The sequence below is a fragment of the Streptomonospora halophila genome, from assembly GCF_039542725.1.
Lineage (GTDB): Bacteria > Actinomycetota > Actinomycetes > Streptosporangiales > Streptosporangiaceae > Streptomonospora > Streptomonospora halophila.
Window position 1 is genome coordinate 60,248 of record NZ_BAABIK010000017.1, and the last position, 21,144, is coordinate 81,391.

Consider the following 21,144-nt stretch of genomic DNA (forward strand, 5'->3'; position numbering starts at 1 on the left):
CTCCGCGCGCCGCCGCGGCCGGGCCCGGCCCCGCGTCAGCGGGGGGACCCGGCCGCCGGCCGGTGCCGCGGCTACTCGAAGCGCGGCCGCAGCGGCATGTGCGCGGCGGTGCCGTCGAGCTTGACGCCGAGGATCTGGTGCAGCTGGACGACGTTGCGCTCGAAGCCGAGGATGCAGCCGTTCATGTACAGCCGCCACACGCGGGCCGTGCCCTCACCGACCTCGCGGACCGCTGCGTCCCAGTTGCGGTCCAGGTTGTCGGCCCAGTGCCGCAGCGTCAGCGCGTAGTGCTCGCGCAGGTTCTCCTGGTGGCGGATCTCGAAGCCGGCGTCGTTCATCCGCATCTGGATCTCGGCCGGGCCCTCCAGCTCCCCGTCCGGGAAGACGTAGCGGTTGATCACGCCGCCGGGCTTCATCGCCGGAAGGTCGTTGCGCGGGCGGGTGATGCAGTGGTTGAGCAGCCGCCCGCCCGGCTTGAGCTTGTCGTTGAGCCCGGCGAAGTAGTCCGGCAGGTTCTTCTTGCCGATGTGCTCGGTCAGGCCGATGGAGCTGATCCGGTCGTAGATCCCGTCGGGCACGTCGCGGTAGTCCATGTGCCTGACCTCGGCCAGATCCGTCAGGCCCTCCTGGGCGATGCGCTTGCTCGCCCACTCGGCCTGCTCCTTCGACAGCGTCACGCCCAGCGCCTTGACGCCGTACTCGCGGGCGGCGTGCATCACCATGCCGCCCCACCCGCAGCCGACGTCGAGCAGCCGCATGCCCTCCTCCAGGCCGAGCTTGCGCGCCACGAGGTCGTGCTTGTCGTACTGGGCCTGCTCCAGCGACGCGTCGCCGCTGCCGAAGACCGCGCACGTGTAGGTCATCGACGGACCCAGCACCAGCTCGTAGAAGGCGTTGGAGACGTCGTAGTGGTGGTGGATCACCTCGGCGTCGCGGTCCTTCGCGTGCCGGGTGCCCAGCCAGGACAGCCGCCCGCGGCGCATCTCCTGCGGCGGCGGCGGGATGCGGTTGACGAATTTCACCCAGCCGATGCCGCGCACGATCCGCGCCATCTCCCCCGGCGGAATCCGCATGCCGTCGTTGAAGGCGACGCCGGCCATCCGGTCCAGGGCGGTGTACATGTCGCCCTCAAGGTCGATGTGGCCGGCCACGTAGGCCCGTGTGAGCCCCATCGCCCCCGGCGACTGGGCAAGGTAGTTCAGCGCCGCCGGATTGCGCACGACCAGTGTCGTGTCGCTCTCGGGGTCGCCGGCCGTGCTGCCGTCATAGGCGCGGAAGCGAACAGGCGCGTCCTTGCCGACGACGCGTTCGAAGATCTCCGCTAGCCGCATGATTGTTCCCTTCTCACCCGCGTCAGCCCACACCGCGCCGTGGGCCGGCGCCTCACTTGTTACCGACGCACTTGGCGTAGAGGTCGAGGAGACGCTCGTCGGGGTCGTAGGCCCGCTTGAGGCCCCGGTACCCCTCGCCGTTGTACAACCCCCAGAACTCGTCCTCGGAGTAGAACGCGTCCGAGTACAGCGACTTGTGGCCGCCCAATCGGGAGACCTCCTCCTCGACCGCCCGGTTGTGATGGGCGCGCCGCTGCCCAGGGCGCATGGGGACCATGCCCCAGAACCCGAAGTTGACGTAGAGCCGCTCCCGCTCCAGCGGGTACAGCGGCCACACATGCGAGCGTCCCGCTGCCGGCGGCGCGGTCTCGCGCAGCCGGAGCGGGCACATCCACACCGGGGACATGCCGATCTCGGCGTGGAAGAAGTCGAGGAACTCGGCGCCGCGCTCGACGCCGACCTCGATGTCCTGGATGACCGGCTCCTGCTGCGGACGGCCGCGGTAGCGGTTGAGCAGCCGGCTGAAGTCGGTGCGCCGGTCCAGCGCCACCAGCCTGCGGTACACGTCCGAGCGCTTCAGCGAGCGCGGCCAAAGCCGGCGCACGGCGGGGCTGCCCAGCCCGAACGCGCCCGAGCACCAGAACCAGTCGGTGTCCCAGCGCCACAGGTAGTCGTGGACCGTGAGGTAGTCGCCGGGGCCGGGGCCGGCGAAGCGCGGGATGGACCGGTAGTAGATGTCGGTGCCGGTGTAGTCGCTGGTCCAGGGCGCGTGGTCGACGAAGGACGCCACGGTCAGGTACAGCTCACCGGGGCCGAAGGCGACCCCGTCGACGAAGTCGACCCGCTCCCCCGCGTGCTCGGCGTCGGCGCAGATCCGCGAGAAGGCCTCCATCGCCTCCTTCGCGCCGCTGAAGCGCAGGTGCCGCAGGTGAACGTACGGCTTGACCGGCTCCAGCTCGATGCGCAGCCGCAGACTGTAGCCCAGCGTGCCGTAGGAGTTGGGGAAGCCGTAGAACAGCTCGCTGTGCTCGTTGTCGCGGCGGGCGGTGACGACGTCGCCGGAGCCGGTGAGGATCTCGATCTCCTCGACCGACTCGTGCGGAAGGCCGTTGCGGAATGAGGAGGCCTCGATGCCCAGGCCGGTGACCGCGCCGCCGAGGGTGATGGTGCGCAGCTGCGGCACGACCAGCGGCATCAGCCCGTGCGGGAGGGTCGCCGCGACCAGGTCCTCGTAGGTGGTCATGCCGCCGACCTCGGCTACCCGCTCGACGGGGTCCACGGCCAGCACGGAGTCGAACGCGGAGACGTCCAGGCGCGCGGCGTCGGTGTCGTCGCGGAACCGGAACAGGTTCGACGTGGGCTTGGCCAGCCGGACCGGGGCGTCCTCGGGCAGGCGCGCGTAGTCGCGCTGGAGCCGCTGCACTGCCTCGACGTGGTCGGCGAAGTCCCGCTGCGATGACTGACGAATCGCTCTCACCCGCTTCTCAACCCGCTCGGCGCGTCGCCGCGCCGCTGCCGTCGTGCCGTACCGCCGGCGATGGCGGCAGGCCGTGGAACACCCTATTCCCCTCCTACCGGCCGGTAGCCCAATGGGGCCTGTGACCAGTGCAACCCGCACACCTGGGAATCCCCGCCAGGCGCGCAGCCCCCCGCAGCCGCACCCGGTCACACGCGCTGCACCTCTTGTTCCCCGCTGCCCGCCGGGCGATGCCTCACCCGAGCCGGGGCGGCCGAATGCGGCCGCCGAGCCGTGTCCCCGCCGAACCAGCCAAGCGGACGCGAGCCGTGCCGCGGGCCCCGACACGCGGACGGACGGGCACGGGGGGACTGCGCGGGCGTGCGGGAGCGGGCGGCGGACGCGGTGAGGGCGCGCGGGCGGCGCGGGCGCGGCTGGGCACGCGGCATGGGGGCATGGGGGCATGAGGTGGGCAGCGCGCGAGGCACGGGGGCACCGCCGGGTCCAGCGCGGGCGCGTGCTCGCCGGGCAGCGTAGGATCGGCCAACGTGCGCATCGCCTTCGTCGACTCCGGGATCGGCATGCTGTCGACCGCTGCCGCCGTGCGCGCGGCCCGGCCCGACGCCGATCTCGTCCTCTCCATGGATCCCGACCACATGCCCTGGGGCGCCCGCGCCCCGGAGGCGATCGTGGGGCGGGTCCTCGCCGGTGCCCGGGCTGCGCTGGGCGCCGGGGGCCCGGGAGAGGCGGGCGCCGAGCCGCCGGACGCGATCGTCGTGCCGTGCAACACGGCGTCGGTACACGGCCTGGCGTCGCTGCGCGAGGCCTTCGAACCGCGGATCCCCGTCATCGGCACCGTCCCGCCGATCAAACCCGCCGCGGCGCGCGGAGGGCCGGTGGCCGTATGGTCGACGGTGGCGACCTCCCGCAGCCGCTACCAGCAGAGGCTCATCGAGGAGTTCGGCCAGGGCGTGGAGGTCGTGCCGGTGCCCTGCCCGGGACTCGCCGAGGCGATCGAGTCGGCCGCCCCCGAGGCGATCGACGCGGCGATCGCCCACGCGGCCGAGCGAACCCCGCCGCAGACCACCGCTGTCGTGCTGGGCTGCACCCACTACGACCTCGTCGAGGAGCGCATCTCCGAGGCGCTGGGCGGCCGGGCCGAGATGTTCACCGCCGCCGGCGCCGTGGCCGCCCAGACCCTGCGCCGCCTCGGCATCCCGGCGTCCCCTGAACTTCCGCTGACCGGCGGCGTCACCGTCCTGGCCAGCGGGCGCCCGACCCGGCTCCCCGCGGCCGCACGCGCCTACCCTTCAGGCGCCGCCCTGGCCCGCGTACCCCAGCCGTAACCGGAGCCCGCGTCGTCAGGACGGGGCGGCCGCAGAACCACGGTGCGGGGATGCGGACGGTCGCAACCGCAGCATCAGCTCCCGAACACCACCACGATCGACATCACCGCCATGGCCTCCATGGCCACCACTCCTCCTGTCCGGAGCCCCCGCCATCCGCGGCTATGGGGTCCGAACCACACGCCGGTCGCCGTCACCAGGGCAGTCGCGGCCCAGAACACGGCGAAGTACCAGAGCGCCGTCGGGCGCCCGCAGGAGCTCGAACAGAGCTGGACCTCCAGGTGTCCGAGCACGAGAAAGAGGAAAACGACGGGTCCGGTGAGGAGGGCGAGCACGGTACCGATGAGGGGCGGCACGAACCATTTCGGGTCGTAGTCGTCGCCTCCGGCACGCGCGTCCTGCGTTTCGTCACGCTCGTTCTGCATGGGAGGCATGCTCGCAGCCGCCGGCCGATCGTTCCTGAGTACGCAGGCCTACGCGACCGCCCTCGCACGGTGCGGTCGGGCGCAGCGCCGCCGCCTCCTCGCCACGGCGGGGCCGGCCACACGACGCAACGGATGCCGTCCCGGTCCCGGCGCGGCTCCGGCGTCCCGGCCGGGCGTCCCGGCCGGTGTGCCGTGGCGGGCGGCGCCGTCGGCGGGCCCCTCACAGAGTGCGCAGGCCGCGGTCGGCGAAGGCGATCAGCCACTCGAAGCTCTCGTCGACGTCGGCGCTCCACTGGAAGCCGTTGGCCGCCTGCAATGCCGCGAAGCCGTGGCAGAGGCTGCGGAGCATGCGCAAAGCGTGGTCCGCGTCGGATTCGTCGATCCGGTAGCCGCGCAGGACCGACGTGAACGCGTCGAGCAGCCGCCGGCTCTCGACGGCGAGCGGGTCGTCCGGGCCGGAGGGTTCCACGCCGATCGTCGCGGCGTACCGGCCGGGGTGCTCCACGACGAAGGCGCGGAAGGCGCGCGCCGCGGCCGCCAGGGCGTCGCGGCCCGCGTACCCCTGAACCGCGCGGCCGACGGCGTCGGCCGCCTCGCCCAGCGCCACGGCCGCGATGCGCCGGTTGAGGTCCTCCTGGCCGTCCACGTGCTTGTACAGGGACGGGGTACGCACGCCCACCCGCTCCGCCAGCAGACCCATCGTCAGGTTGGCCAGGCCGACGTCGTCGGCGAGGGCGGCACCGGCCGCGACGACGGTCGCCGGGGCCAGGCCGGCCCTAGGCACGGGCGGCGTCCGATCGCAGGAAGGAGAGCAGGAGCGACACCACCTGCTCGGGGAACTGGTCGTGCGGATAGTGTCCCGCGCCCTCGATCATCTCCAGGCGGCCGAGGCCGGACGGCAGGTCGTCGACGACCGCCGCGCCCTCGGCGTGCGGGTCGGCCCAGTCGGGGTCGAGGGTGCCCATGACGACCAGGACGGGGCAGCGGACGCCGCCGAGCTGCGCGCCGGCGTCGGTCGGGGCGCTGCGGCCCATGCCCTGCATCGCCTTCATTCGGCCCGGCTCGCGCAGCTGGGCGTCGATGCGGTCGATCCGCTCGGACCAGCCGGGCGGCTTCACACCGGGGTAGGCCACGTCGAGGTAGGAGCGCCACAGCGGCACGCTGCCGAACAGGGCCGTGCCGAGCAGCCGCAGCATGCCCTGCCGGAAGCGCTTCACCCGCAGGTCGCCGAGGCGGATCGACTGCTTGCGGGTGAAGGGCGCCAGCTCGACGACCGCGGTGACCAGTGAGGGCTCCTTCGCCGCGGCGATGGTGGCGGCGCCGCCGGAGACCGAGTGGCCGACGAGCACGGCCGGTCCGCCCAGGTGGCGCACCACGGCGAGCAGGTCGCCGGCGATGTCGGTGCGGCTCCAGGCCGGCCAGTCGGCGCTGGACTCTCCGCAGCCGCGCAGGTCGACCGCGGCGACCCGGTAGCCCGCCGCCACCAGCGGCGGGACCACGGCGTGGTAGGCGGCACGGCTGTCGCCCATGCCGTGCGCGAGGACGACCAGCGGGCCGGACCCCGCCACCTCGTAAGCGATGGTGCCGCCGTCGACGGCGAGGTACTCGGTCATGGTGCGCCCTCCAAAGTTGGCTAATATCGTTAGCTACAAGCTAATCCAATTAACCAACGCTGTCAACACCGCCGGCGACCGAACGGTGCACCCCCTCTTCACCAGGGGATACGCACCCCACTCGCTTCGATCCACCCCCACCCCCACCGCCGACCCGCTTCACTTGCTTTCGGGCATGTACTTGCCTCAGAGGAAAATGCCGAGTACTTTCTTCGTAGGCAAGTACATGACGCTGCGGCAAACGCCGGTGTGGGCGGCGCTCGCCGTCCCGGCGGAGAATCGTGAGGAGTGGTGGAGATGGGATCGCAACCGTCGCCCGAGGAAGCGGCCGAAGCCCTGCAGGAGGTCACCGAACGCCGGCAGCAGGCGGCGGGCCCGGACGCGCACCCGAAGTGGACGCTGTGGGTCGTCGGTGCGCTGGCCATCGGCGTCGGCGTCGCCTCGGACCTGCGACCGGACCTGGGCACATCGCTGCTCTACGTGCTCGCCGCGGCTGCGCTGCTGCTGACCTACCTGCCGCGCTCGAAGCGGCTCGGCTCGGCGATGGGGTACCGGCGCTCGCCCGATCCCCGGCCGGTCGGGATGCCGGCGCGCGCCAGGGCGCTGCGGCTGGTCGTGTTCCTCGCGCTGATCGCCCTGGTCGCGGTGGCATCGGTGCTGCTGCGGACCTGGGACGTGCCGTACCCGGCCACCATCGGAAGTGCGGCCGTCGTCGCGACGATGCCGCTCTGGCACCGCCTGCTCCGCCGCGCGGCGCACGGACCGCGGGCGGTGCGCCGTGGCTGATCGCGGCGAGCTGGACCAGGCACTGCTGGATCCGACGCGGCTGTCGATCGTCTCGGTGCTGGCGTCCGCGCGCTGGGCGGAGTTCGGCTACGTGCGCGACTCCGTCCGGTTGTCCGACTCGGCACTGTCCAAGCAGGTCGGCACGCTGGGCAAGCTGGGCTACGTGGAGACGGAGAAGGGCTACGTCGGCAAGCGCCCGCGCACGTGGCTCAACCTCACCCGGGCGGGCCGGGAGGCGTTGTCCGCCCACGTCGCCGCCCTCCAGCGCATCGCCGCCGACGCGGAGGAGAGCGGGGCACGGCACCGACCGGAAACCCGGGAGTAGCCCGGCCGGAGAGCCGCCCCGCCTCGCCGCAGACACGGCGACGAACCGGCCCCGCCCCCGCCTGCGTGGTCGCCGGGGTCGACGGCCTCAGAAGATCGGCGGGATGGAGATGCTGTCGTCCGGGCATGGCCACGGAAGCTCGATCTCCAGGCAGTAGATGTTTCCCTGCTGGTCCGGGAACGGCCAGCAGAGCTCGATCGTGATGTGGCACTCGTGCGGAATCGGGATCGGACCATGGTTGAGCTTCACGGACCTGGACTCACCCGTACCCGACGTGACGGTGAACCTTCTGACCCGCTCTTCGAGCCGCGACGTCTCGACGCCCGTCATCTGCGCAAAAGACGCAAGCATCATGTCGAGCACGGATGCCGCCTGGTCGGCGGCCTGCTCATCACGGAGGCTGTCGTGAGCCCAGCGTCGGAGAACCGCCTTCGCATCGGCCACGGACTCCATGGTCATACGCCCCTCCCCGGCTGTCCGGAACCAGTGGGGGGACGCGCAGCAGGACCGCCCCGAGACGCGCAAACGCCCACTCGACCCCGTCATGTAGGTACCGTGTCACTCCAAGTGAATGTTCTCGGCGGCGCCCTGTCCAGCAGCGCCTCAACCTGCACGGGAACCTTTTGAACGTCTCCTGCCGGCGGTGGGCGCCTGACACAGGCCCCCACCGCCGAACCCCGTCCGACAGCACTGATGCGCAGGTCATCGGGCGGATCGGTGACCACCGCCTCCGCGCACGCGCGGGAAGCACACACCGTCGGCGACGGCATTCCGGCGGGCGCGGGGAGCGCGCTTGTCGACCTGGACGGTCGAGCTCGGGCAGCCCTGGTTCGTCGCCTGCGCCGAGTCCGGCCTCAGCCCGCCGGAGCCGGAGTTGGGTCGGCCGCGACCGTCCGGTGGGCGGGCGCGGCGGTGGCCGCGCCGGTCGGGGCGGAAGGGGGCACGGCGGCGTCGGTGAGCAGGCGCACCAGGGCGCGCAGGCCGGCCGTGTCCCGGTCGGCCAGAAGGGTCTCCATCAGCGAGAGCGCGGCCTTCTGGTCGCCGGGGACCGCTCGCACGCGTGGCCAGTGCAGCTCGGCCGCTGCGTCGCTCAACGCCAGCGTCCGGCCCACCTGGCCCAGGGCGTTCAGCAGCGACGCGTCGCCGGGGCGCTCCGCCAGCGCCGTGCGTACGAGGTCGGCCTGGTGCTCGGGGTCGACGTCCTCCGGCGACTGCCCGCGCAGCATCGGCAGCACCTCTTCAGCGGCGACGGGCGCCTCGCGGGGGCCGCGGCGGGCGGCCTCGGCGCGGATCTCCTCCAGGTCGCCGAACTCCTCGGCCTCGCGGCGCACCCGCTGCAGGGACCGCTCGGCCCGCCGCAGGGTGCAGTCGGCCGTCCACCGCGCTCCGCGCGCGACGGCCAGCCGGGCGGCGACCAGGCCCACACGCAGGCACAGCCGATGGGACCCCACCCGCTCGAAGTAGCGGGTCCACGACGTCAGCGTCGTGCCCAGGCGCCAGTCGTTGTCCAGCGCCCCGGCGGCCACCAGATGCTCGGCGGCCTCGGCCCAGCCGGGCCGCATCCGCGGGTGGGCGTCGGCCTCGCGCAGCTCCGGCAGCGCCGCGCGGGCCTCCTCCGGCGGGCGCCGGCCGACGCGGACGAGCCACGCGAGCACGCGGGCGCGCTCCACGCCCGTGCGGCGGCGCGCCGCCGCACGGGCGGCGCCGCCGGGCCAGGCGGCGGTCATGCCGGCCTCCACCCGCTCCAGTGCCGACAGCGCCTCGTCGAAGCGGTCGAGGTGGCGCAGAGCGCGCACGTAGCCGAAGGCGTAGCCCAGGCTGACGCCGCTTCCGTCCGCGCGGGCCGCTGCGGCCCGCGTGTCCAGCTCGCGGATCGCCTCGTCGGGGCGCTCGTCGTCGATCAGCATGTCGGCCTGGGCCAGCACCAGCGCCTCCCACGCGGGCTCGCCGGGCCGGGTGTGGCCGAGGCTCTCGGCCACCAGGGTGGCGCGGTCGACGACGTGGCCGGGGCCGTCGATGTTGGTGTAGCACTCCAGCACGAGTTCGGCCGCGCAGGCCGCGGGGCCGCATCCGGCGGCGCCTCCGCTACTCGCGTGGGAGGCGCGCAGGCGCGCGAGCGCCGCGGGCAGGACCGACTCCCCCTCGGCCCGGTCCCCCACGCGCGCGGCCAGCGGCCAGTGCCCCACCAGCGCAGCGGCCCAGCTCGGCGCGGTATCGCCGGCGGCGATGCGCTCCGCGGCGGGCACGGCCTCGGCCGCCGCGTCCGCCTGGCCCTCGGCGGCCATCTGCGCGAGCCGCACCAGGCTCTCGGCCAGCTCCGCCCGCCCGTCCGCCCGCAGCTCCCGCGCGGTCTCGCCCAGCCATCTCCACAGCGCCATCGGTGCAGGCTCCTCGCGTCTTCCTCCGTGCCGGTTCGGATCCCCGGCGGCGCCCGCGGTCGCCTCCGCGCAACACCAGGGGCGCTACCGAACGTATCAGCGTGATCACCGTGAGGTGGCGAAACCGCGGAATCCGCCGGGCCTTCCGGCGGATAGACTCGTCAGGAGTGCCGGGGGGCGACGTTGCACACAGCCGCGATCGGCGCGGCGGCAGTGACGGGAGCGCAGGCGACATATGGGATGGCGAGACCGGTTCGGGCTCCGCAAGGCAAGGCGGCGGGGCAAGGCGCGCTTCGACCGAGCGGCGGAGGACTCCGACGTCCGGGCGCTGATCGACTTCCACAACAGCAAAGTGGGCGTGGAGTTCTTCGTCGAGCCTGAGACGTTCGCCACCAGCACCACAGCGGTCGCCGTGGCCACCGACGGCGAGTGGATCCGCCGCCGCGTCGGCTCCACCGATGTCATCCGCAAGGTCGCGCGCAACTTGGCGGCTCCCGTCTACGATGTCCAGATCGTCGGCTACCCGCAGCGCATGCGCGACTGGACCGCGCGCAACAAGCGCGGCCTGTCGATGGACGAGTAGCCGGGGCCGCATGCCCGGCCCCGGCTCGGCCGTGCAGCGCGGCGGGGCGCCCGCGGCACCGTGCCCAGGCGCCGCACCCCGTCCGCACAGCGTCACGCGTTGCGGCGATATGCAGCAGGAAGGCGACCCGCGCCCATGACCGCCCCGGCCCCACCGAACAAGAACGGCGTGCCGCCGTGGCTGCCGCGGGCGCTGATGCTGATCGCCTGGACGGTGATCGCCTTCGCGGTGGCGGGCTGGATGTTCCTGCAGCTCCGCGGCCTGCTGGTGCTGCTGCTGATATCCCTGTTCCTCGCGCTCGCGCTGGAGCCGGCGGTCAACTGGCTGAACAAGCACCGCTGGCCGCGCGGCCCCGCGACCGGCGCGGTGATGCTGGGCGTGGCCACCGTGGCCGTGATGTTCTTCTCGGTACTGGGCTCGATGCTGGTCGGCCAGGTGCTGGAGTTCATCGACCAGGTGCCCGCGATGAGCCGCGGCCTGCTCAACTGGGTCAACGTCACCTTCAACACCCGGTTCGCGCCCGACACGCTGCTCAGCGAGATCACCGACGCCACCGGGCTGGTCGACCAGTACGCCTCCAGCCTCGCCGAGAACGCGTGGGGCGCGGGCACGACACTGCTGTCGCTGCTGTTCAACGGGCTGACCATCGCCCTGTTCACCTTCTACCTGACCGCCGACGGCCCCCGCTTCCGCCGCACGATCTGCTCGGTGCTGCCGCCGCGCACGCAGCGCGAGGTGCTGCGCGCGTGGGAGATCGCCATCAGCAAGACCGGCGGCTACATCTACTCCCGCGCGCTGCTGGCGCTGGTCGCCACCCTCGCCCACTACGTGGCTCTGGTCGTGCTGGACGTCCACTACGCGTTCGCACTGGCGCTGTGGGTGGGTGTCCTCTCCCAGTTCATCCCGACCGTGGGCACCTACATCGGCGGCGCGGTGCCGGTGCTGGTCGCGCTGATGCAGGGCACCTGGCCGGCGCTGTGGATGCTCGTCTTCGTCGTCGTGTACCAGCAGTTCGAGAACTACCTGCTGCAGCCGCGCATCACCGCCCGGACCCTCGACATGCACCCGGCCGTGGCCTTCGGCTCGGTGCTGGCGGGAGCCGCGATCCTGGGGGTTCCCGGCGCGCTGCTCGCGCTGCCCGCCGGCGCCAGCATGCAGGCGTTCCTCAGCGTCTACATCCGCCGGTACCAGGTCGCCGAGCATCCGCTGCTGAACTCGACCGAACCCGCCGCGAACGGCGCCGCCGATGCCGACGCCGATGCCGAGATGGCGCCTGCCGCCCCCGCCGCCGAGAGCGAACACGTCGGCGGCGCCCCGCACTCCCGCCGGAGTCGCGACGGCACCGGGGGCGGGCCGGGCCCCCGGCGGCTGCTCGCCCGCTGGCTGGCCCCGGTGGGCGGCGCCCGCGCCACCGCCGCGCGCGGCCGCCGGCGCGCCGATACGGGAACCGGAAACGGCGACCAGGACGCCGCCCAGCGCTGATTCACACCGGATTCCCACCGTTGGAAAAATCCCTGGCGCGCACCGGTTTTGGTCATTAGTGACGACAGTTTGCCCCAACTCCTTCAGCCGCCGGGTTCCCTAATCAGGGTTTCCCATCGCATACTCGCCCTGGGAGGGGGACTGAAGGATGAAGCAGGATCTCACCGCCTTGTGCTGTGAATGCGGCACGAGCCGGATGGTCAGCACCTACCGGGCGATAGGCGAGGCGCAGTCGGCCTACGGGCTCGCCCGGTGCGTCGTCTGGCGTCTGTGCCGCACCTGCGGACACCGCACCTACCACGCGTATATGCGCGAGGACGAGGACCGGGACGAACTGGAGGACGCCCTCAACCTCGACCAGGCGCTCGCCGCCGAGGCCCTGGACGAGGAGGTCGAGCAGCTGCGGCTGTGCGGCGTCGACATCGGCCACGCCCCGGTGCCCGCCATCTGGGACGGCCAGCCCGTGGGCATGGTCACCCAGCGGCTCTCCGACCTCTCCTACGCGATCGTTCTCGACCCGAGCGCGTCGGTCGTGGCGAGGCTGAAGCTGATCGACATGATGTGGAACGAGCTGTCGATCGGCGACAACGACGACCGGTGGTACATCCAGCCCGCCGACGACGACACCCCGGGCTACGCCGTCCGGCTCTTCGGCTACCGTGTCCGGCGCTGAACCGGCGGGGCCGGCCGCCCGACCGCGCGCCGGGGTACCCGCGGGCCGGCGTCAGCCCGCGACCGGGGCGGCCGCGAGCCTGCGCAGCGCCGCCCGGGCGACCTCGGGGTCGGTGGTGCCCCAGTAGGGCGGGAGCGACGAGCGCAGGAACCCGCCGTACCGGGCCGTGGCCAGGCGCGGGTCGAGCACGGCGACGACGCCGCGGTCGGCCGCCGAGCGCAGCAGCCGCCCCGTCCCCTGGGCCAGCAAAAGCGCCGCGTGGGTGGCCGCCACCGCCATGAAGCCGTTGCCGCCGCGGGCGCCCACGGCCCGCTGGCGCGCCGAGGCCAGGGGGTCGTCGGGCCTCGGGAACGGGATGCGGTCGACGATCACCAGCTGCAGTGAGCGGCCGGGGACGTCGACGCCCTGCCACAGCGACAGCGTGCCGAACAGGCAGGAGTCCTCCTCCTCGGCGAACTCCTCGACGAGGCGGCCCGTGGAGTCGTCGCCCTGGCACAGGATGCGCACGTCCACCCGCTCGCGCAGCTCCTCGGCGGCCTGGGCGGCGGCCCGCATCGAGGAGAACAGGCCCAGCGTGCGGCCTCCGGCGGCCTCGACCAGGCCGGCGATCTCGTCCAGGTAGCTGGGGTCGAGGCCGTCGCGGCCGGGAGGGGGCAGGTGCCGGGCGACGTAGAGGATGCCGCTGCGCGCGTGGTCGAACGGTGAGCCGACGTCCAGGCCGCGCCAGCGGGGCTCGCCCGCGGTCTTGTCGGGGTTGTCGGCGTCGTCGGGAGCCGCCTCGCCGCCGGTCTCCGCGGCGGTTTCGGCGCCGCCGGTACCGCCCGTGACGGCGCCGTTTTCGGCGGGGCCGGACCCGGTGGCGTCGGCGGCGTCGGCCTCGGCGCCGACCCGGGATCGGCCGGTGGACTCGCGGCCCAGGCCCCATTGGGCGGCGAGCGGAGCGAACGTGCCGCCCAGGGCGAGGGTGGCCGAGGTCAGGACGGTGGTGCGGTCGCCGAACAGCTTCTCGCGCAGCAGCCCGCCCACGGCCAGCGGCGCGACGTGCAGGGTCGGGGACTGCTTGGGGCCCTTGGCCAGCCACACGACGTCGGTGCGCTCGCGCAGCGGGGGCTCGAAGGACTCCAGGATGCGCACCGCGGAGTCGTGGACCTCGTCCAGCGCGGCCAGCGCCTGCTTGCGCTGGGTGGCGTAGTCGGGGTCCTGTTCGGGCGATCCGCTGCGGATGGCGCTCAGGCAGGCGTGCGCGGCGTCGCGGACGGCCGCCACTCCCCCGGCCAGCGCGTCGGGCAGGTGGTCGTACCGGCCCGCCTCGGACTCGCCGAACAGCAGCGCCAGGCCCTCGCCGGACTCGCTGAGGCGCTCGGTCAGCCCGGCCTCCACCAGCCGGCCCGCGCGCTTGGCGGCGGTGTTGACCGGCCGCTCGCCCAGCTCGCCGGTGGCCACCGAGGTGACGCGGTCGACCAGCTCGTGCGCCTCGTCGATCACGAGCACGCGGTGCTCGGGCAGCAGGTGGTAGCCCTGCATGGTCGAGATGGCCAGCATGGCGTGGTTGGTGACGACGACGTCGGCGCCGCCGGCGTCGGCGCGGGCCTGCTCGGAGAAGCACTCCTGGCCGAAGGGGCAGGCGGCGGCGCCGACGCACTCGTTGGCCGAGACCGAGACCTGCCGCCAGGCGAGGTCGCTGACTCCGGGCGCGAGCTCGTCGCGGTCGCCGGTGACGGTCTCCTCGGCCCACTCGTGCAGCCGCTTGACCTGGCGGCCCACCGACGAGAGCTGGCGGGGGTCGAACAGCTCGGTGTCCTCGGGGTCGGCGGCGTCCGCGCCCTGCAGGCGGTGGCGGCAGAGGTAGTTGCGGCGGCCCTTGAGGATGGCGAAAACGGGCTCGCGGTTCAGCAGCGGCGCCAGGGCCGCGGACAGGCGCGGGAGGTCGCGCTCGATCAGCTGGCGCTGGAGCGCGAGGGTGGCCGTGGTGACCACGACGGTGGTGTCCTCGGCCATGGCGTGGCGGATGGCCGGTACCAGGTAGGCCAGCGACTTCCCGGTGCCGGTGCCCGCCTGCACGACGAGGTGCTCGCCGGTGTCGACGGCCGTGGAGACGGCCTCGGCCATGACGGCCTGGCCCTCGCGCCGGGTGCCGCCCAGGGCGCGCACCGCGGTGTCGAGCAGGGTGTCGACGTCGGGAAGTTCAGCCACGCGTGCGACAGTACCGCGTGCCGGTGACGCGCCGGGCTCGTTCTCCCCAGGCCCGCCCGCGCCTCCGGCAGGCGGGCCCGGCGCTTCCGGCAGCGGGGCCCCGCCGGGCCCCTCAGGACCGCTCGGCGCTGACGGTCAGCTCGTCGTGCAGGAAGCACAGGTGGTCGCGCACGTCGAGGCCGTCCTTGAGCGGGGTGGAGTAGGACCAGGCCACGTCGGGGACCTCGTGGTCCCCGAGCCGCAGCGTCCAGTAGGTCGCCCGCCCCTTGTAGGGGCACAGGGTCCGGGTGCGGCTGGGGACGAGCAGATCGCGGCGCACGTCGTTGGGCGGCAGGTAGTAGCGGTTGGGCAGCCCGGTCTCGGACAGCACCTTGGGCCGGGCCGAACGCGCGATCTCCACGTCGCCGAAGGCCACCCGCACCAGCACCGAGGCGGGCCTGGTGTCGACCCGGTGGTAGGGGTCGCGCAGGTGGCCGCGCACCGGCTCGTCCTCGTCGTACCAGGTGTCGGCCGCGTCCCAGTACATCGCCACGAGCCCGCGCAGCCACGCGGCCCCGGGCCCGGGGTCGGGGTACGCCCACACGGCGTTCTCCGCCACCCGCTCGCCGACCCGCATGTGCCAGTAGGAGGCGTCGCCCTTGTACGGGCAGTGGGTGCTGCGGTCACTGGGGGTCAGCACGTCGGTGCGGACATCCTCGGCGGGCACGTACAGCTGCGGCAGCAGCGACGTCTCGTGCAGCAGCACCCCGCGCTCGGAGTCGAGCACCTCCTGACCGCCCAGCTCGGCGCGCACCCGCCGGGGGAAGGGGTGGGCGTGCAGTGCGTGGTGCGGCGATTCGAGCGTGTAGTTCACGGTGTCGGGCGCGTCCTTCGCGAACGGCCCTCCGCCCATGGTCAGCGACATCCCCGGCCTCCTTCGCCGTCGAAGTGGTGGGCGCAGCAGGTCATACCCGCCGCCCGCTACCCGTACCGCCCCGCCGTCATCCGCCGGACTCCGCCGGTGCCGGGCTCCCGGCGGGCACCTCGCGGCCCGGACCCCACCGGCGCCGGCGCAGGGGGCGGAGGGCCCCGGAGGGTTTGCGGTCCGGGCGGTTCGGGCGGTCCTCGGCAAACCCCGAACGGGTGGCCGCCGCATCCCGGGCGAGCCGGACGGTTCCGTCGTGGTTCGCGGCCCGCCGCTCAGCGCGGGCGGGCCGCCGACCCGTACTGCCTGCGCAGGGGCGTCGCGCGCTCGACGTGGCGCGGGAGCCGCCCCCGCCCCCTGCCCTGTTCGAAGACACGCTCCAGCTAGGCCCAGGCGTCCCCCGACCCCTTCCGGCTCGTCCGGTGGCCGCCGCCGGCGTCGCCGTCGAATCCGGTCTTGCGTCCCCGGCCGAGGTAGATGGCGGTTCCGCCGCCTCCCAGGGCGGCCAGGCCGGTAGCCACCAGGCCGGCCAGCGCTCCGCCGGCGACCGGCAGCCGACCGCCCGATGCGTCGTCCTGGTCGGCGCCCGCCCCGGGATCGGCGGAGGTCTCGTCGCCGGGGGCGGTGGGCGGCTCGACCGTGGGGCCGGGAGCGGGGTCCCTCTGCGTCGGCGCCTCGGTCTCGTCGCCGCCCGGCGAGCCGGTCGGGTCGGGCGAGGCGGTCGGCGGGCCGGTGGCGGACCCCGCCATGCTGCCGGGGTCCGCCCGCGGGGCGGCCTCCGCGCCGCCCGACGGTGCGGCACTCGGCGAGGGGCCGTCCGGTCCGTCGCCGGAGCCCGTGGTGGCGGGCGGTCCGTCGTCGGCCGCCGGCGCCCCGCCGGGCTCGGGCGAGGGGGCGGCGCTGTCGGGAGGGGGTTCGGTGGCGGGTACGCCGCCGGCCGGGACGTGCACGGCCGCGCCGACGAACCGCACGCCGTAGTCGAACGCGCTGACGGGGTCGCCCTCGGCGTCGATGCGAGCGACCTCGAAGCGCACGGACAGCCACGCCGCCGCGCGGTTCGCCCGGGAGTCCTGGGACGGCGGCGTCGCCGGCACCGCGGGGCGGCTGACGCCGCGTTCGGCGCTGACAGCGACGGTGATGGTGCCGTCGCCGGACTCGGCCGTGAAGGTCTTGCTGTAGTCGCCGTCGGAGACGTCGGCCGACTGCCCGAGGATCTTCAGTCCCCGCACGGAGATCCGTGCGTCGGGCCCGCTCGCGGCGCTCCACCACGCGGTCGAGGTGGCGGATTCGAGCACCAGGAGGGCCTCGCGGCCGAACGCCTCGGCCACGGGAAGCGCGGCGGAGGCCGTGTCGGGGCGGCAGTCGGGGGTGAAGCGCACGCCGGTGACGCCGGCGGCCGCGGTGAGCCGCCCGCTGTCATAGACCACGGAGCTGTAGGCGTCGTCGGGCTCCGCGGGGAAGTGCCGGTCGGTCGCGACGTCGGCGGGGTCGGCGCCCCAGTGGGCGCTGGTGATCGACCCGGCGCCGCCGGAGGTGCCGACCTCCCCGATCGCCCCCTGGCCGCACCAGTCGACATAGGCGATGCGCGCGCCGGCCTCGGGCCTGCCGGCGCCTCCGGGCGCGAGTGGAGGGGCCTGTTCGGCGGCGGCGGGCAGCCCGGGTGCGAGCACCGTCACAAGTGCCGCTGCCGCGGCACCTCCGGCACCGAGGAGCCGCACCGCCGTTCTTCGGAGGGGGGTGGGGGAATTCGGGGTCACGGTCGTCCTCTGCTGGTTCAACGGCCGCGGACACCTGCCGGCGGGTTTAGGGGGGCCGGCGGGGTTCCGGGGCCGTACAAAGGGGCTCCTTAGAACCTACATTCCGCTCCCCGGTATCCCGTAGTCCAGCCTGCCGCCGATCGGCGCCAGAGTGCCGCGGTGGGTCCGGTCCGGACCGGGGCGCCGTGCCCGCTACCCACCGATCGACCGCGCAACGTGCGCACGGCACGCTGTGGGGACGTGCGGGCGCCCTGCGGAGTTCCCACCGGCCGGTAGCGGCCACCGGGCGGCGGGTTCCGGTCGGGCCGCCGCGGATGCGGCGCGGGCCGTAACGCGGCGGCCGAGCCGGACATGTGACGGGGCGAGGACGCAATCACCCCCGGCGAAAGGGAGCCCGTTGCCCTATGACGGCCCAGACGGCCCACCGGAGACGCCTGCGCCGCCCGCCGGCCGCGAGGCCAGGTTCGAGGCGCTCTACACCGCGTGCTACGCCGATGTGCTCGGCTACCTGCTCCGGCGGGTCGAGGACCCCGAGTCGGCCGCCGACCTGGTCGCGGAGGTCTTCATGACGGTGTGGAACCGGCTGGAGGACGTCCCCGGCGGCAGCGGCTCCCGGCCGTGGGTCTTCGGGGTCGCCCGCAAGGTTCTGGGCAACCACCGCCGCGGAGCCCGGCGCCGTACGGCGCTGGCGGCCCGGCTGCGCTCGGAGCTGAGCCGGGCGCACGTCACCCGGCCGGAGACCGCCGAGCCCGCTCTCGGCGAGATCGGCGCGGTCTTCCGCTCGCTGTCGGAGGCCGACAGGGAGGTGCTCGCCCTCGCCGGATGGGAGGGACTGAGCCCGTCGGAGATCGCGATCGCACTGGGCTGCACTCGCGGCACCGCCCGCGTGCGCCTGCACCGGGCGCGCGGGCGCTTCGCCCGCGCCCTGCGCAAGGCGGGCGTGGAGGTCGGCGGCGCCGCGGTCCCCGACCGGCCGCGCCCGCTGGAACGGCCGGTCAAGGAAGGAGCGAGCTGATGAGGAACCGCGACAGGGTGGACCCGCTGGTCGCCCGGCTCCGTCCGCGGGTGGACGCGTCCGAGGGGCTCGACCCGGCACGGCCGGGCGCTCGCGAGCTCCTCGCCACCATCACCGAGAAGAACCAGGAGCCTGCAGTGGCACCGAAACGTACCGCCCGCCGCCTGCTCGTCGCCGTGCCCGTCGCCGCGGTGCTCGCCGCCGGGGGCGTCGCGGCGACGGCGCTGATGCCGACGTCGGCCCCCGACCCCGTGGCCCCGCAGGAGGCGGCGGCCCTGGAGATCGACGTCGACGACGGCCTCGTCGTCGCCGAGGTCAAGGACCCCACCGCCGACCCCGAGCGCTATGCCGAGGAGTTCGCCGAGCACGGGCTGGACGTGGACCTCAAGCTGATCCCGGCCTCGCCGACGCTGGTGGGCAAACTGACCTACCTGGACCAGAACATGACGGGGAAGGGGACCGACGACCGCGACGTCGAGGTGATCGAGTCGCCGGAGCAGTGCACGCCGGACGGCGGCTGCCCGGTCGGCGTGCGCATCCCGAAGGATTACGCGAACCCCGTCCAGCTCGCCTTCGGCCGCGCGCCGGAGAAGGGCGAGAAGTACCAGACCACGAACGCGGCGACGGCTCCGGGAGAGGCGCTGGAGGGCGTCGACGTGGTCGGGATGACCGTCGGCGAGGCCCGGGGGGTCCTGGCCGACAACGGGCAGGAGGTCGCCGAGTACCGCCTCGGCGGCGAGGCGGCGGAGGTGGCGGCCGCCGAGGCCGAGGCCACGGCCGCGGAGCGCCCCTCGCAGGACCCCGAGGGCCAGGACGGCGCCGGGTCCGGGGCGGGCGGCACCGAGAAGGCCGAGGACGTCCCCGACGGGTACTACGTCCACGAGGTGTCGCTGTGGGCGCCGGGCGAGGTGCTGGTCTTCGTGGGTGAGGAACCGCGGTAGCCGTCTCGGCGCCGCCGTCCGCGGGCAGCGGGCGCCGCGCACAGGTCCTGCCTGTGTGCGGCGCCCGCGTCGCGCGCGACGGGCGGGGACGGGCGCGGCCGTCGAAGCGCCGAGGGGGCGCGTGCGCCGGGCTCAGCCGGCCCGGACGGCGAACAAGGCGAGCATCAGCGCCAGCCACGTCCAGCCGACGACGATCATCGCCCGTTGGATCAGGCCCGTCAGCGGCCGGTCCAGCTCCCAGGCCCGGCTGAAGAGCAGGAGCAGTGCGAGCACCGCCGCACCTGTCAGCGCCGAGTACCAGGACACGACCGCGCCCGGCAGCACGACGGCGGCGGCGAACGCCGCGGCCGGCAGCGCGAGGAAGACCGCGGCACCGGCGGCGTCGTGCACCTGGTGGTGCGTGCTGAACCGCGGCGGCGTCCCTTCGGGAGCGCCCGGCGGATATCCGCGCATCGGGTCCATGGGGAAGACTCCCGATACCGCCAGCGCCAGGCCGAAGACGGCGATCGCCGCCGCGAGCATCGGGCCTCCGCCGACGCCGAGCACGCCGGCGGCCGCCCCGGTGACCAGCAGACCGCAGCAGAGGAAGTTGGCCGCCTGCACGCGGCCGCGCGGCCCGAGCGCCAGCGCACTGACGGGGTGGCGCAGCGGCCGGTAGCCGGGCCGTGTCCATCCGTCGATCGAGAAGACGGCGACGAACAGCACGGCCGCCGCCGCACCCGCCCACAACACCGCCGCCATGGTGCGACGCTAGCAACCCGATTCCGCCCCCGGCACCGCCGCGGTCCGCACCGGAGTGCGGTCGCCGGCGCGGATCGGGGAGCGGGTGGTGCGGACCCGGCGCCCGTGCTGGATCGGCCGGGAGGTCAGACGGGGAATCGTACGCCGACCAGCCGCTCGGAGGCCTCCCAGAGCCTGCGGGCGTCGTCCCTGCTCCGCAGCGGAGCCCACAGCTCCTGCTGCGCCGGGGCTCCGCGGAGGTTGCCCAGTCCCCGGGGGCCGAAGAACCGGCCCCCTTGGGAGTCCGGGCCGGTCGCGGCCAGCAGAGCGGGCAGCGCTGCGGTGTCGGCGGTGCCGGCGAGGATGCCCATGCGGGAGAACGCGCGGATCGCGCGGATCGCGCCGGTGTCCTTGTGCCGCCCCATTCCGGGCTGAGCGGACAGCAGGTTCGTGGGAGATACGCCGGGGTGGGAGAGGTTGCTGGTGATGCCCCACTCGGCCGTCCTGCTGCGGGCGTCGAGCTCGCGGGCGAAGAGGCCGACGGCGATCTTGGACTGGCTGTAGGCGTTGTCGACGTTGTAGCTGTTCTCCCAGTTCAGGTCGCCCCAGTTGATCGCTCCGCTGCGTGCGGCGATGCTCGTCTGGTGCGTTACCCGGGCCTTGCCCTGCCGCAGCAGCGGCAGCAGCGCCTGGGTGAGGGCGAAGTGGCCGAGGTGGTTGGTGCCGAACTGCAGCTCGAAGCCGTCCTTGGTGACCTGTCGGCTGGGCGGCGTCATCACGCCGGCGTTGTTGATGAGGATGTTGATGGGGCGGCCCTCGCCAACGAGCGTGTCCGAGAGAGCGGCCACCGAGTCCAGTGAGGACAGGTCGAGGCCGCGGGTGGAGATCTGCGCATCCGGGACGAGGGTGCGGATGCGGTCGGCGGCCTTCTCGCCCTTGGCGCGGTTGCGGACCGGCATGATCACCTCGGCGCCCGCCCCGGCGAGGCGGGTGGCGATGACGAACCCGATCCCGTCGCTTGCGCCGGTGGCGACGGCGAGTCGTCCCGACAGGTCGGGGACGGCGATGTCAATGGGGCGAGCCATGAGCGGTTTCCCTACGTTCTGCGGCGGATCCGCCGCGGGTCGGCGTGTAGGTCCATGCTCGAACCTCGCCGCCGGCGGATTCAGGGCCGATCTGTCCACTGATCGCCGATCCCCCTCTCAGCCGCGCCGGT

Annotated in this window: 20 protein-coding genes; 8 read left to right on the top strand and 12 right to left on the bottom strand. The window is 74.0% G+C overall.

Going from position 1 to position 21,144, the window contains the following annotated elements; genetic code table 11:
* Positions 1-71: 71 nt before the first annotated feature.
* Together ABEA15_RS15470 and ABEA15_RS15475 are read right to left on the bottom strand one after the other, a co-directional pair.
* Positions 72-1,331 (bottom strand): class I SAM-dependent methyltransferase, encoded by a 1,260-nt coding sequence (locus tag ABEA15_RS15470; RefSeq protein ID WP_344146805.1) that lies wholly within the window; start codon positions 1,329-1,331, stop codon positions 72-74.
* A 52-nt stretch (positions 1,332-1,383) separates the two neighbouring features.
* Positions 1,384-2,808 carry an FAD-binding oxidoreductase gene (locus ABEA15_RS15475; protein WP_345557173.1) on the bottom strand — a complete coding sequence of 475 codons (1,425 nt, stop codon included), beginning with the start codon at positions 2,806-2,808 and terminating at the stop codon, positions 1,384-1,386.
* A 560-nt stretch (positions 2,809-3,368) separates the two neighbouring features.
* Here ABEA15_RS15475 and ABEA15_RS15480 point away from each other — a divergent pair.
* Positions 3,369-4,133 carry a glutamate racemase gene (locus ABEA15_RS15480; protein WP_345557217.1) on the top strand — a complete coding sequence of 255 codons (765 nt, stop codon included), beginning with the start codon at positions 3,369-3,371 and terminating at the stop codon, positions 4,131-4,133.
* Between the two features lie 74 nt (positions 4,134-4,207).
* Here the strand turns inward: ABEA15_RS15480 and ABEA15_RS15485 are convergent, their stop codons facing one another.
* From ABEA15_RS15485 to ABEA15_RS15495, 3 genes are all read right to left on the bottom strand, one after another.
* A complete protein-coding gene (locus tag ABEA15_RS15485) occupies positions 4,208-4,558 on the bottom strand; it encodes a hypothetical protein (RefSeq protein WP_345557174.1) in 351 nt (116 codons plus the stop codon).
* A gap of 220 nt (positions 4,559-4,778) precedes the next feature.
* A complete protein-coding gene (locus ABEA15_RS15490; RefSeq protein WP_345557175.1) occupies positions 4,779-5,342 on the bottom strand; it encodes a TetR/AcrR family transcriptional regulator in 564 nt (187 codons plus the stop codon).
* A complete protein-coding gene (locus ABEA15_RS15495; protein ID WP_344146793.1) occupies positions 5,335-6,171 on the bottom strand; it encodes an alpha/beta fold hydrolase in 837 nt (278 codons plus the stop codon). The genes ABEA15_RS15490 and ABEA15_RS15495 overlap by 8 nt, the downstream gene beginning before the upstream one ends.
* 297 nt (positions 6,172-6,468) lie before the next feature.
* On the opposite strand from ABEA15_RS15495, the gene ABEA15_RS15500 reads away from it, so the two are divergent.
* Entirely contained in the window at positions 6,469-6,957 is a 489-nt protein-coding gene (locus ABEA15_RS15500; RefSeq protein ID WP_345557176.1) for a hypothetical protein, read from the top strand.
* Positions 6,950-7,282 carry a winged helix-turn-helix domain-containing protein gene (locus ABEA15_RS15505; RefSeq protein WP_345557177.1) on the top strand — a complete coding sequence of 111 codons (333 nt, stop codon included), beginning with the start codon at positions 6,950-6,952 and terminating at the stop codon, positions 7,280-7,282. Before ABEA15_RS15500 ends, ABEA15_RS15505 begins: the two co-directional genes overlap by 8 nt.
* A gap of 87 nt (positions 7,283-7,369) precedes the next feature.
* On the opposite strand, the gene ABEA15_RS15510 is transcribed toward ABEA15_RS15505, so the two are convergent.
* Together ABEA15_RS15510 and ABEA15_RS15515 are read right to left on the bottom strand one after the other, a co-directional pair.
* The gene (locus ABEA15_RS15510; protein WP_345557178.1) at positions 7,370-7,741 is read right to left on the bottom strand and encodes a hypothetical protein; all 372 of its coding nucleotides are present in this window, start codon (positions 7,739-7,741) and stop codon (positions 7,370-7,372) included.
* Between the two features lie 395 nt (positions 7,742-8,136).
* On the bottom strand, positions 8,137-9,660 hold the full coding sequence (locus tag ABEA15_RS15515; RefSeq protein ID WP_345557179.1) for an ATP-binding protein: 1,524 nt from the start codon (positions 9,658-9,660) through the stop codon (positions 8,137-8,139).
* Between the two features lie 235 nt (positions 9,661-9,895).
* On the opposite strand from ABEA15_RS15515, the gene ABEA15_RS15520 reads away from it, so the two are divergent.
* The 3 genes from ABEA15_RS15520 to ABEA15_RS15530 all read left to right on the top strand — a co-directional run bounded on the left by ABEA15_RS15520 (position 9,896) and on the right by ABEA15_RS15530 (position 12,398).
* Positions 9,896-10,243 carry a hypothetical protein gene (locus ABEA15_RS15520; RefSeq protein ID WP_344146778.1) on the top strand — a complete coding sequence of 116 codons (348 nt, stop codon included), beginning with the start codon at positions 9,896-9,898 and terminating at the stop codon, positions 10,241-10,243.
* A gap of 135 nt (positions 10,244-10,378) precedes the next feature.
* Complete coding sequence (locus tag ABEA15_RS15525) at positions 10,379-11,725, top strand: AI-2E family transporter (RefSeq protein WP_344146775.1); 1,347 nt, start codon at positions 10,379-10,381, stop codon at positions 11,723-11,725.
* 148 nt (positions 11,726-11,873) lie between these two features.
* On the top strand, positions 11,874-12,398 hold the full coding sequence (locus ABEA15_RS15530) for a DUF6315 family protein (protein ID WP_344146772.1): 525 nt from the start codon (positions 11,874-11,876) through the stop codon (positions 12,396-12,398).
* 51 nt (positions 12,399-12,449) lie between these two features.
* Here the strand turns inward: ABEA15_RS15530 and ABEA15_RS15535 are convergent, their stop codons facing one another.
* The 3 genes from ABEA15_RS15535 to ABEA15_RS15545 form a co-directional block, all read right to left on the bottom strand.
* Positions 12,450-14,591, bottom strand: a complete 2,142-nt coding sequence (locus ABEA15_RS15535) for an ATP-dependent DNA helicase (RefSeq protein WP_345557180.1) — start codon at positions 14,589-14,591, stop codon at positions 12,450-12,452.
* A 112-nt stretch (positions 14,592-14,703) separates the two neighbouring features.
* A complete protein-coding gene (locus tag ABEA15_RS15540; RefSeq protein WP_344146766.1) occupies positions 14,704-15,495 on the bottom strand; it encodes a DUF427 domain-containing protein in 792 nt (263 codons plus the stop codon).
* A gap of 383 nt (positions 15,496-15,878) precedes the next feature.
* On the bottom strand, positions 15,879-17,165 hold the full coding sequence (locus tag ABEA15_RS15545; protein WP_345557181.1) for a hypothetical protein: 1,287 nt from the start codon (positions 17,163-17,165) through the stop codon (positions 15,879-15,881).
* A 484-nt stretch (positions 17,166-17,649) separates the two neighbouring features.
* Between ABEA15_RS15545 and ABEA15_RS15550 the strand changes: the two genes are divergently transcribed.
* Complete coding sequence (locus tag ABEA15_RS15550) at positions 17,650-18,267, top strand: RNA polymerase sigma factor (RefSeq protein WP_345557182.1); 618 nt, start codon at positions 17,650-17,652, stop codon at positions 18,265-18,267.
* Positions 18,267-19,208, top strand: a complete 942-nt coding sequence (locus ABEA15_RS15555) for a hypothetical protein (protein WP_345557183.1) — start codon at positions 18,267-18,269, stop codon at positions 19,206-19,208. The genes ABEA15_RS15550 and ABEA15_RS15555 overlap by 1 nt, the downstream gene beginning before the upstream one ends.
* A 132-nt stretch (positions 19,209-19,340) precedes the next feature.
* On the opposite strand, the gene ABEA15_RS15560 is transcribed toward ABEA15_RS15555, so the two are convergent.
* Complete coding sequence (locus ABEA15_RS15560) at positions 19,341-19,949, bottom strand: DUF998 domain-containing protein (protein ID WP_345557184.1); 609 nt, start codon at positions 19,947-19,949, stop codon at positions 19,341-19,343.
* Between the two features lie 125 nt (positions 19,950-20,074).
* Entirely contained in the window at positions 20,075-21,013 is a 939-nt protein-coding gene (locus ABEA15_RS15565; protein ID WP_345557185.1) for an SDR family oxidoreductase, read from the bottom strand.
* Positions 21,014-21,144: the final 131 nt, after the last annotated feature.